At 53.3% G+C, this 11,719-nt stretch carries 7 protein-coding genes; 2 read left to right on the forward strand and 5 right to left on the reverse strand.

Annotated elements, in window-relative coordinates; all coding sequences use genetic code 11:
* The first annotated feature begins 19 nt into the window (after positions 1 to 19).
* On the forward strand, positions 20 to 2,083 hold the full coding sequence (locus L6466_RS12215; protein WP_237802705.1) for a protein-disulfide reductase DsbD family protein: 2,064 nt from the start codon (positions 20 to 22) through the stop codon (positions 2,081 to 2,083).
* A 139-nt stretch (positions 2,084 to 2,222) separates the two neighbouring features.
* On the opposite strand, the gene argC is transcribed toward L6466_RS12215, so the two are convergent.
* Complete coding sequence (gene argC, locus L6466_RS12220) at positions 2,223 to 3,194, reverse strand: N-acetyl-gamma-glutamyl-phosphate reductase (protein WP_237802704.1); 972 nt, start codon at positions 3,192 to 3,194, stop codon at positions 2,223 to 2,225.
* A gap of 140 nt (positions 3,195 to 3,334) precedes the next feature.
* Here argC and pyk point away from each other — a divergent pair, with 140 nt between their 5' ends.
* Positions 3,335 to 4,780: a pyruvate kinase gene (gene pyk, locus L6466_RS12225; RefSeq protein WP_091851013.1), complete on the forward strand. Its 1,446-nt coding sequence runs from the start codon at positions 3,335 to 3,337 to the stop codon at positions 4,778 to 4,780.
* Between the two features lie 87 nt (positions 4,781 to 4,867).
* Here pyk and L6466_RS12230 read toward each other — a convergent pair whose 3' ends face one another.
* The 4 genes from L6466_RS12230 to rpoC all read right to left on the reverse strand — a co-directional run bounded on the left by L6466_RS12230 (position 4,868) and on the right by rpoC (position 11,679).
* Positions 4,868 to 6,070 carry an argininosuccinate synthase gene (locus L6466_RS12230; RefSeq protein ID WP_237794623.1) on the reverse strand — a complete coding sequence of 401 codons (1,203 nt, stop codon included), beginning with the start codon at positions 6,068 to 6,070 and terminating at the stop codon, positions 4,868 to 4,870.
* 7 nt (positions 6,071 to 6,077) lie between these two features.
* On the reverse strand, positions 6,078 to 6,695 hold the full coding sequence (locus tag L6466_RS12235) for a GNAT family N-acetyltransferase (protein ID WP_091814709.1): 618 nt from the start codon (positions 6,693 to 6,695) through the stop codon (positions 6,078 to 6,080).
* 21 nt (positions 6,696 to 6,716) lie between these two features.
* A complete protein-coding gene (argR, locus tag L6466_RS12240; protein ID WP_091814713.1) occupies positions 6,717 to 7,193 on the reverse strand; it encodes an arginine repressor in 477 nt (158 codons plus the stop codon).
* A gap of 154 nt (positions 7,194 to 7,347) precedes the next feature.
* On the reverse strand, positions 7,348 to 11,679 hold the full coding sequence (gene rpoC / locus L6466_RS12245) for a DNA-directed RNA polymerase subunit beta' (protein WP_091814716.1): 4,332 nt from the start codon (positions 11,677 to 11,679) through the stop codon (positions 7,348 to 7,350).
* Positions 11,680 to 11,719 lie beyond the last annotated feature (40 nt).

Consider the following 11,719-nt stretch of genomic DNA (forward strand, 5'->3'; position numbering starts at 1 on the left):
ATTATTAAACAATAAATATATGCATAGATTCATTATCAGCCTTTTGGCTGTTATCCTCTCTACAAGTGTACGGGCCCAGATGATGGAGCCTGTACACTTCACCTCACAACTGAAGACCCTTCAGGGCAATGAGGCAGAGATTCTTTTCACCGCCATCATCGATGAGGGATGGCATGTGTATTCCACCAACCTTGGCGACGGCGGACCTGTATCGGCTACATTCAACATCGTGAAGATGGACGGTGCAGAACCCGTGGGCAAGTTGCAGACGCGCGGCAAGGAAACCAAGCAGTTCGACAAGATGTTTGATATGGAGCTGCGCTTCTTCGAGCACAAGGCCACCTTTGTGCAGAAGGTACGCTTCACCAAGCCCACCTACACCATCGACTGCTATCTGGAGTATGGCGCCTGCAATGACGAGATGTGCATGCCCCCCACCCAGGTAGAATTCAAGCAGCAGGGTAAAAGTCCTGCCGCAGCCCCGGAGAAGGGCAAGGCCGAAGTGGAGAAAAAGGCTGAAGATGAAGTGAAAGCCGAAGAAGCTATCGTTGCCGATACCGTAGCGGTAGCCGACACAGTGGCAGCAGATTCTTCAATGGTTACTGTGCCATCTTCCCCTGAGGATGCCCTCTGGGCACCCGTCATCGACGAGATGAAGGCGATGGGAGCCGGTGACAGTCTGACCGACCACTCCCTGCTCTATATTCTCCTGATGGGTTTCGTAGGCGGTCTGTTGGCCGTACTGATGCCCTGCATCTGGCCTATCATCCCCATGACGGTAAGTTTTTTCCTGAAGCGCGCCAAAAGCGACAAGAAAAAAGGTATCCGCGATGCTATCACCTATGGACTCAGCATCATCGTGATCTACCTCGGTCTGGGACTGCTCGTCACCGCCTTCTTTGGCAGCGACACCCTCAACGCCATGTCCACCAATGCCGTGTTTAACATCTTCCTATTCCTCTTACTGGTAGTCTTCGCCCTGTCGTTCTTCGGCTGGTTCGAAATCAAACTGCCAGGCTCATGGACCGATAAAGTGGATACAAAAGCCTCGGAGACCAGCGGTCTGCTGTCTATCTTCCTCATGGCCTTCACCCTGGTGCTCGTGTCATTCTCTTGCACAGCCCCCATCATCGGTCTGCTGCTCGTCGAGACAACCACCAGTGGCAACTGGCTGGCCCCTGCCCTTGGCATGTTTGGCTTCGCCTTCGCCCTGGCACTGCCCTTCACCCTCTTCGCCCTCTTCCCCACGTGGCTGAAGCAGGCACCGAAGTCGGGCTCATGGATGACCACCCTGAAGGTTGTCCTTGGTTTCGTCGAACTGGCCTTTGCCTTGAAATTCCTCTCCGTGGCTGATTTGGCCTACGGCTGGCATATCCTCGACCGCGAGGTATTCCTCTCACTCTGGATTGTTATCTTTGCCCTGCTCGGAGCCTACCTCTGTGGCTGGCTGAAATTCCAGGAAGACGAGGTTGGCGGCGACATCCGCAAACCCATGCCCGTGCTGTGTATCATGGGCGGACTTGTATCACTGGCTTTCGCCGTCTACATGGTACCCGGTTTGTGGGGCGCCCCCTGTAAGGCCGTCAGTGCCTTTGCCCCACCAATGAACACACAGGACTTCAACCTCAATACCAAGACCGTTGAAGCACAGTTCACCGACTATGAAGCCGGTATGGCTGCTGCCCGCGCTCAGGGCAAGCCAGTCTTCATCGACTTCACCGGCTTCGGCTGCGTCAACTGTCGCAAGATGGAGGCTGCCGTATGGACCGACCAGCGCGTAGCCGACCGTCTCACCCGCGACTACGTACTCATCTCACTCTTCGTGGACGACAAGACACCACTGGCAGAACCTCTGGAGGTTACCGATGAACAGGGCAATACCAAGACCCTACGCACCGTGGGTGCCAAGTGGAGCTATCTGCAGAGCCATAAGTTCGGTGCCAACGCCCAGCCCTACTACGTCATCCTCGATCCCGTCACTGCCAGCCCCCTCAGTGGCAGTCGTGCCTACGACGAGGATATCCCCGCCTACCTGGACTTCCTCAATGGCGGTCTGGAGCGCTACCGCGAACTCACGAAATAACGACCAGAATTGCATATTCAACCAACGGCAAGAACTTTATAATTCTTGCCGTTTTCCATTTGATGTAACTGAACGCCTAAATAAAACGATAAAGGGGTGAACGAATTGTTCACCCCTATGATTTTATGTATATGTGCGTTTAGAATGCGCTGGCTTTGAGTCGGAGACCTGCGGTCTCGTCGATGCCGAACATGATGTTCATATTCTGCACGGCCTGACCAACGGCGCCCTTCAGAAGGTTGTCAATGCAGGAAATCATGAGGAGCTGATCCTCGTACTTCTCTACATAGACCACGGCCTTGTTGGTGTTGACCACCTGCTTGAGGTCGGGACTCTTAGTGACGAAATGGGTGAAGGCGGCATCCTTGTAGTAGTCGGCATAGATCTGCTGCACCTCTTCCAGGGACTTGTCGCACTTCGCATAGGCGGTAACGAAGATGCCGCGCGCAAAGCAGCCGCGCTGGGGGATGAACAGCACACGACCGTCGTAGCCGGGAGCCAGTTCCTGCACCGTCTGGTTGATCTCCAGCAGGTGCTGGTGGGTGAAGGTCTTGTAAACCGAACAGTTATCGTTGCGCCAAGAGAAATGGGTGGTGGCCCCGGGCTTCTGTCCAGCACCGGTGCTGCCGGTGATACCGTTGACATGGATATCGCCGCTGATAATGCCAGCCTTCAGGGCAGGCAGCATGGCCAGTTGGATACAGGTGGCAAAGCAGCCGGGGTTAGCCAGGTGCTGGGCCTTGCTGATGGTATCGCGATGGGTCTCAGGCAGTCCGTAAATGTAGTCGTGCGTGCCGGCAATGCGGAAGTCCTGTGCCAGATCGATAATCTTCACGTTGGCGGGGATGGTGTGCTCCTTGAGGAAGGCCTCGCTCTTGCCGTGGCCGAAGCAGAAGAAGACCACGTCGACCTGGTCGAAAGGCATCTGGTCGGTGAACTTCAGGTCGGTCTCGCCTACGAGTCCCTCATGGACGTCGCTCACGGGGTTGCCTGCGTTGCTCTCAGAATTGGCAAAGACGATCTCTGCCTGGGGATGGTTGAGCAGCACACGGATGAGTTCACCACCAGTGTAGCCTGCAGCTCCCAGTATTCCAATCTTTATTCTTTCCATTGCTGTTCTAGGTGCTAAAAATTGTTGTTTTTATGTTCGTTTGAGGCGCAAAGATACTAATAAATCTACAAAGTGGCAAACTTTGTGCCTGTTTTCCGAGGATTTTTTGTACCTTTGTACCAAATTCAAAGGTATTAGCTATGAAACAGACAAAAATCGTTGCCTCAATTAGTGACAGAAGATGTGACCCGGAGTTTATACGCGCGCTTTTCAACGCCGGTATGAACGTGGTGCGCATGAACACTGCACACGCTTCAGAGGAGGGTATCCGCCAGATTGTGAAGAATGTGCGGGAAGTGAGCCATCACATTGGCATCCTGATAGATACGAAGGGTCCTGAGGTGAGAACGACCGCCTGTGACGAACCGATTCAGTACAAGACGGGCGACGTGGTGAAGATTTTCGGACGTCCCGAGATGAACACGACGCACGACATCATCAACGTGACCTACGCCAATTTCGCGGCTGATGTGCATGAAGGCTGTCATATCCTCTTTGACGACGGTGCCATCGACATGCAGGTGATTGGCATCAGTGGTCCACAGGTGGTGGCCCAGGTGCAGAATGACGGTGTCCTGGGGTCCAAGAAGAGCGTGAACGTGCCCGGTGTGCACATAGACCTGCCTGCGCTCACCGAGAAGGACCGTAAGAACATCATGCTGGCCATAGAGCTGGATATCGAGTTTATTGCCCACTCGTTTGTGCGCTCGGCTGCCGACGTGAAGGCCGTGCAGGATATCCTCGATGCCAACAACTCAGATATCAAGATTATTTCGAAGATAGAGAATCAGGAGGGTGTCGACAATATCGATGAGATCATTGCAGCATCGTATGGTATCATGATTGCCCGTGGTGACCTTGGTATTGAGGTGCCCATAGAGCGCATCCCCGGTATTCAGCGCCGCATCATCCGTAAGTGTGTGCAGGCCAAGAAGCCTGTTATCGTGGCTACCCAGATGTTGCACTCCATGATTCAGAATCCCCGTCCTACGCGTGCCGAGGTGACTGATATCGCCAACGCCATCTATTACCGTACGGACGCGCTGATGCTCTCGGGCGAGACAGCTACGGGTAAGTATCCGGTGGAGGCTGTGACGACGATGGCGCAGATTGCCGAGCAGGCCGAGCGTGACAAGTTGCGCGAGAACGATATCGAGATCCCGCTGTCGGCCAACTGTGACATCCATGAGTTTATGTCGCACAGTGCTATCGAGGCTACAGAGAAACTGGGTGTAAAGGGTATTATCACCGACTCACTGACAGGTCTTACTGCCCGTTCGCTGGCAGCTTTCCGTGGTCCTAACCCTGTGCTGGCTATCTGTTACAACGACAAGCTGCAGCGTCTGCTGGCGCTGAGCTACGGTGTGATTCCCGTCTATCAGAAGGGTCATATCGACAGCGAGACATTGTTTATGGCCGCAGTACGTATGTTGCGCCAGAAGGGTTATGTGGAAGACGATGACAAGATTGCCTACCTGAGTGGTAACGTGCGTGAGTGCGGCGGTACGAAGTTCCTGGAGATCAATACAGTGAAGGAACTGTTCTGCAACAAGTACCGTTTCCACCTGCCCAAGGCAGAGGAATAAGTACGGGACATACATGAGATAACAAATCAACGGGGATGCATCACCAGATGCACCCCCGTTGTAGTTTTATGAACTCTTTGTGTCGGATCATCTCTTCTCGTCCTTGTGGATACCGTAGTACACGCGGAGTGGCGTAGAGCTGACCTTGATGAAGCCCTTGGCCTCGTCGGCAGTCCAACCAGTCTGGGTCTCACCATACTCGCCGAGTTTAGACTTCGTCAGGTCGTTGGCAGAATCGATGCCTACGGTCTCGAAACCGAAGGGACGGAGCTTCAGGATGGCGGTACCGGTGACATTGCGCTGAGAAGAGGTGAGCATCGCCTCGATATCAGGCATCACGGGCTCCAGGTACTGACTCTCGTGGAGGAACATGCCGTACCAGTTGGCCACCTGGTCCTTCCAGTACTGCTGCCACTTAGAGAGGGTTGACTTCTCCAGCAGGCGGTGGGCCTCAATGATGAGCTTAGGAGCGGCAGCCTCGAAACCTACGCGGCCCTTGATACCGATGATGGTATCGCCCACGTTGGCATCACGGCCGATGGCGTAGCTGGCACCGATCTCCTCAATCTTCTGGATAGCCTTGATCTTATCGTCGAACTGCTCGCCGTTGACAGCCACGATCTCACCCTTATCGAAGGTAATCTTCAGCAGGGCTTCCTGTTCCTTGGCCGTGACATGCTTCAGGTAGGCATCCTCGGGAAGGCCCTGAGTGGGGTCGAGCAGTTCGCCACCGCAGATAGAGGTGCCCCAGATACCTACGTTGTAAGAATACTTCAGTTTGGTGAAGTCGGCAAAGAATCCATGCTCATTGAGGAAGTCGACCTCTTCCTTACGCGTGAGCTTCTTGTCGCGTGTCAGGGTGATAATCTCCACGCCGGGAGCCATCACGAGGAAGGTCATGTCGAAACGGATCTGGTCGTTGCCGGCACCGGTAGAACCGTGCGCAATGGCATCGGCACCAATCTCATTGGCATAGCGGGCGATGGCGATAGCCTGGAAGATACGCTCACTGGAAACGGAGATGGGGTAACAGTTGTTACGCAGCACGTTACCGAAAATCATGTATTTCAGTGACTTGGCGTAATACTCCTGTGTGACGTCGAGGGTCACGTATTGCACGGCGCCCAGTTTGTAGGCGTTCTCTTCATTCTTCTTCAACTGTTCAGCGCTGAAACCGCCGGTATTGGCACAGGCTGCATATACTTCGTACCCGTCCTGGGCCAGTTTCATCACGGTGTAGGAGGTGTCGAGACCTCCGCTGAATGCTACTACGACTTTCTTCTTGCTCATACTTCTTTTATCTTGATTGTTCTTCTAATTCCTGTAAATGCCTGATACGTGAGAGTACGTCCTCACTGAGTTTGCACGGCAGGTGTTCTGTGGGGTCGAACAGCATGGCGGTGCAGATACAGAACTTGCGGTTGCGCTCTTTCAGCACGGGATAGTTCACACAGCCCTCGCAACCTTTCCAGAAGGCCTCGTCGTCGGTCAGGTCGCCGAAAGTCACAGGCTGGTAGCCCAGGGCGGTGTTCATCTTCATCACGGCGGCACCGCTGGTCAGCGAGAAAATCTTGGCGTGGGGCCAACGGGTGCGGGCCAGCGTGAAGGTGAGGTCCTTGATGCGCTTGGCGATGTGGAGACCGCGGAAATCGGGATGTACGATAAGACCCGAGGTGGTCACGTATTGTTGGTTCTCCCATGTCTCGATATAACTGAATCCAGCAAAGCGACCGTCTTTTGTCAGGGCGATAACGGCCTTGGCCTCGGCCATCTTCTTTGCTACATATTCGTGAGTGCGCTTGGCAATACCTGTGCCGCGTACCTTAGCTGCCTCGGCGATGGTGTCGAGGATGGTGTCTACATAGATCTCGTGCTCAGGACGGGCTACAAGTACTTCAATTTCTTCTTTTTCCATTTCTTATTTAAGGGTCAACATTTATTTCAAATTGGGGACGACCTCCTTCAGCGCCTCGGTGATTTCCCTGTGGCTCACGCCTTCCTTGATGACGATAAAGATATTGTCGTCGCCGGCAATGGTGCCCAGAATCTCGGGGATGTCGCTGCGGTCAATGTTCCAGGCAATGGCACTGGCATAGCCAGGACGCGTCTTGATGACGCCCATGTTGCCTGAGAAATTGATGCTGATGAAACCTGGCATCTGCATCATCTCGCGGACAGAAGAATGGGTGCTTACGCGCTTGTACATGGACTCGTTGGGGAGTACGTAGACGTAGTTGCCGCTCATGGTGGCAGCCTTGGCAACCTTCAGTTGCTTCAAGTCACGGCTCAGCGTGGCCTGTGTCAAGTTGAAGCCCTCGTTCTGCAGTGCGTTCAACAACTCTTCCTGACTACCCATCTGCTGGCTTGAAATAATCAGCCTCAATGCTTCCAATCTATTCTTCTTATCCTTCATATTGGTATATTTATTCAGATTTGCGATGCAAAAGTACAACTATTTTTGCATATATCCAAATTTTTATGCATAAACTTTGGCTTTTGTGCATAAAAAAAAGATGCGTCCGGTGAAGAACGCATCCTTTTTGAATATGAATTAAATATGTATACTTTTATTGCTCGTCGATCACTGCATCCTCGGCAAAGTCGAGCACGTTTTTGCGGTTAGCCTGCATACGCTCGTACTCCTCCTTGGAACCTACAATAATCTTCTCGAACTCACGCAGACCGGTACCGGCAGGAATCAGGTGACCGCAGATCACGTTCTCCTTCATACCCTCCAGGAAGTCCTGCTTACCGCGGATAGCGGCCTCGTTGAGCACCTTCGTGGTCTCCTGGAACGAAGCAGCCGACATGAACGACTTGGTCTGCAGAGCTGCACGGGTGATACCCTGCAGGATCTGAGTTGACGTTGCGGGCACTGCATCACGCACCTGAACGGTACGCAGGTCACGGCGCTTCAGTGAGGTGTTCTCATCGCGCAGACGACGGGCTGTTACGATCTGACCCTTCTGCAAGGTCTCAGAGTCACCGGCATCGGTAACCACCTTCTTACCCCAGATACGGTCGTTCTCTTCAGCGAAGTCGAGCTTGTCGATGATGTCGCTCTCGAGGAATGAGGTATCGCCCGGGTCGTTGATCTGCACCTTGCGCATCATCTGACGTACGATGATCTCGAAGTGCTTGTCGTTGATCTTGATACCCTGCAGACGGTACACGTCCTGTACCTCATTAACGATATACTCCTGCACGGCGGTGGGACCCTTGATGGCGAGGATGTCGCTTGGGGTGATGGCACCGTCTGACAGAGGTGTACCTGCGCGCACGGCGTCGTGCTCCTGTACCAGGATCTGCTTTGACAGAGATACGAGGTACTTGCGCTGGTCGCCAGTCTTTGAGGTAACGATAATCTCACGGTTACCACGCTTTACCTTACCCATGGTTACCTCACCGTCGATTTCTGATACGATAGCGGGGTTAGATGGGTTACGAGCCTCGAACAGCTCGGTAACACGAGGCAGACCGGCGGTAATATCACCACCCTTGGCAGCTGCACGAGGAATCTTGACGAGGGTCTCACCAGTCTTCACTGTTTGACCGTCCTCAACAACTACGTGACCACCCACAGGGAAGTTATAGGTACCAATCTTCTCACCGTTGGCATCGAGGATGTCACAGGTAGGAACCTTGGTCTTGTCCTTAGACTCGGTAACGATCTTTTCTGTCAGACCGGTGGTTTCGTCGGTCTCGGCACGGAAGGTAACACCTTCAATAACGTCGTTGAACTTCAGGGTACCTGCGTACTCGGTTACGATAACGGCGTTGAAGGGGTCCCACTGGGCAATCTTGTCACCCTTGGCAACCACGTCACCATTCTTGAAGTAGAGTGAAGAACCGTAAGGCACGTTGACAGTTGACAGCACAATCTTGGTGTTGGGGTCAACAAAACGCATTTCACCCAGACGGCTCACTACCATCTCACAATCACGTCCTTCCTCATCGAATGGTACGGTACGAACCTCTTCGAATTCGATACGGGCTGACTCGTACTTACATACGATAGTTGCGTTTGCTGCGGCGTTGGCAGCCACACCACCGGCGTGGAACGTACGCAGAGTCAGCTGAGTACCAGGCTCACCGATAGCCTGTGCGGCAATCACACCTACAGCCTCACCCTTCTGTACCATGCGGCGGGTAGCCAGGTTGCGTCCGTAACACTTCATGCAGACACCCTTCTTTGACTCACAAGTGAGCACAGAACGGATTTCAACCATCTCGATCTCAGCCTTCTCAATCATGTCGGCCTTAGCCTCGGTAATCTCCTCACCGGCAGGTACGATAACCTCACCAGTCTTGGGGTTCACCACGTCGTGCACGCTGACACGACCCAGGATACGCTCAGACAGTGAAGAGATAACCTCGTCGCCACTCTTCAGGGCTGTGCACTCCAGACCACGCAGTGTACCACAGTCTTCCTCATTGATAATCACATCGTGAGAAACGTCAACCAGACGACGGGTCAGGTAACCAGCGTCGGCGGTCTTCATGGCGGTATCGGCAAGACCCTTACGGGCACCGTGGGTAGAGATGAAGTACTCCAGCACAGACATACCTTCCTTGAAGTTTGACAGAATTGGGTTCTCAATAATCTGGTGACCCTCGGCACCGGCTTTCTGAGGCTTAGCCATCAGACCACGGATACCAGAGAGCTGTTTGATCTGGTCCTTACTACCACGGGCACCAGAGTCAAGCATCATGAATACGGCGTTGAAGCCCTGGTCAGCCTCGGTCATCTCCTTCATCAGGATGTTACCGATATCGTTGTTCACGTGGGTCCATGTATCGATAACCTGGTTGTAACGCTCGTTGTCGGTGATGAAACCCATGTTATAGTTGTCGGTAATCTGCTGCACCTCTTCATTACCCTTGGCGATAAGCTCTGCCTTCTCCTTAGGAATAATGATGTCGTCGAGGTTGAACGACAGACCAGCCAGGTAGGCCATGCGGTAACCCAGGTTCTTGATACCATCCAGGAACTCGCAAGCCTCGGCGAAACCTACGTTCTTGATAACGTCGGCGATGATGTCGCGCAGACTCTTCTTAGAAATAACCTTATTGACATAGCCTACCTCCTTAGGAACGATGCCATTCACGATGACACGACCTACAGAAGTCTCTACCTGATGACGTACCTTGATGCCGTCAACCACATCGTCAACCATCACCTTCACCTGGGCGTGCAGGTCGCACTTACCCTCGTTGTGGGCGATGATAGCTTCCTCCGGACCGTAGAATGAGAGACCCTCACCCTTGGCACCTGGACGAATCTTGGTGATATAGTAAAGACCGAGCACCATATCCTGTGAAGGCACGGTGATAGGTGCACCGTTGGCAGGATTCAGGATGTTGTGGCTCTGGAGCATCAACAGCTGGGTCTCGAGGATAGCCTCGTTTGACAGGGGAAGGTGAACAGCCATCTGGTCACCGTCGAAGTCGGCGTTGAACGCGGTACATGCCAGTGGGTGCAACTGGATAGCCTTACCCTCAATCAGCTTGGGCTGGAAGGCCTGGATACCCAGACGGTGCAGTGTTGGTGCACGGTTCAGCATCACGGGGTGACCCTTCATCACGTTCTCCAGGATATCCCAGATCACGGGCTCACGACGGTCAACGATCTTCTTGGCGCTCTTCACCGTCTTCACAATACCGCGCTCGATGAGCTTACGGATGATGAATGGCTTGTAGAGCTCGGCAGCCATCAGCTTAGGCAGACCGCACTCACCCATCTTCAGCTCAGGACCTACGACGATAACCGAACGGGCTGAGTAGTCAACACGCTTACCCAGCAAGTTCTGACGGAAACGACCCTGCTTACCCTTCAGTGAGTCAGAGAGTGACTTCAGAGGACGGTTGCTGTCGCTCTTCACGGCCGATGACTTACGGCTGTTATCGAAGAGTGAGTCTACAGCCTCCTGCAGCATACGCTTCTCGTTTCGCAGAATCACCTCAGGAGCATGAATCTCCATCAGGCGCTTCAGACGGTTGTTACGGATAATCACACGACGATAGAGGTCGTTCAGGTCGGATGTGGCGAAACGACCACCATCCAGGGGCACCAGAGGACGCAACTCAGGAGGAGTCACGGGCAGTATCTTCATAATCATCCACTCAGGACGGTTGATACCTTTCTCTACTGATGAACGGAAGGCCTCTACTACCTGCAGACGCTTCAGAGCCTCGTTCTTACGCTGCTGTGAAGAGTCGGTATTGGCACGGTCGCGCAGTTCGTATGACAGTGAGTCGAGGTCGAGCTGCTGAAGCAGGTCGTAGATAGCCTCGGCACCCATCTTGGCTACGAACTTATTGGGATCGCTGTCGTCCAGATAGTAGTTATCCTCTGACAGCTGATTGTCGATGATATCATTGTACTCCTCCTCAGAGAGCAGGTCGAACTTCTGTGAACCCAGCAGAGGATTGCCTTCGGCATCCTTGCGGCCCTCGAGGGCACCTGGCTGAATCACAACATAGCGCTCATAGTAAATGATTGCGTCGAGCTTCTTGGTGGGCAGTCCCAGCAGATAGCCAATCTTGTTGGGCAGGCTGCGGAAATACCAGATGTGGGCAATGGGCACTACCAGTTCGATGTGTCCGCTGCGCTCACGGCGCACCTTCTTCTCGGTCACCTCAACACCACAACGGTCGCACACGATACCCTTGTAGCGGATGCGCTTGTACTTACCGCAGGCGCACTCATAGTCCTTGGTAGGACCGAAGATACGCTCACAGAACAGACCGTCGCGCTCGGGCTTGTATGTACGATAGTTGATGGTCTCAGGCTTCGTAACCTCGCCAAATGAATTCTCAAGGATCTGCTCGGGTGAAGCAAGACCGATGGTAATCTTGGTGAAATTATTTCTTGTCTTTGAATCTTTCTTGAAAGCCATATTTCAAATTATCAATTTTCAATTTTCAATTATCCATTCA

Origin of the sequence: Prevotella communis, assembly GCF_022024175.1 — a bacterium.
GTDB classification, from domain to species: Bacteria; Bacteroidota; Bacteroidia; order Bacteroidales; family Bacteroidaceae; genus Prevotella; species Prevotella communis.

Bases quoted from the DNA above. Each gene is read 5' to 3' on its own strand.
- L6466_RS12235 (WP_091814709.1), bottom strand. From the start codon at position 6,695: ATGGAAAAAGAAGAAATTGAAGTACTTGTAGCCCGTCCTGAGCACGAG.
- argR (WP_091814713.1), bottom strand. From the start codon at position 7,193: ATGAAGGATAAGAAGAATAGATTGGAAGCATTGAGGCTGATTATTTCA.
- pyk (WP_091851013.1), top strand. From the start codon at position 3,335: ATGAAACAGACAAAAATCGTTGCCTCAATTAGTGACAGAAGATGTGAC.
- argC (WP_237802704.1), bottom strand. From the start codon at position 3,194: ATGGAAAGAATAAAGATTGGAATACTGGGAGCTGCAGGCTACACTGGT.
- L6466_RS12215 (WP_237802705.1), top strand. From the start codon at position 20: ATGCATAGATTCATTATCAGCCTTTTGGCTGTTATCCTCTCTACAAGT.
- L6466_RS12230 (WP_237794623.1), bottom strand. From the start codon at position 6,070: ATGAGCAAGAAGAAAGTCGTAGTAGCATTCAGCGGAGGTCTCGACACC.
- rpoC (WP_091814716.1), bottom strand. From the start codon at position 11,679: ATGGCTTTCAAGAAAGATTCAAAGACAAGAAATAATTTCACCAAGATT.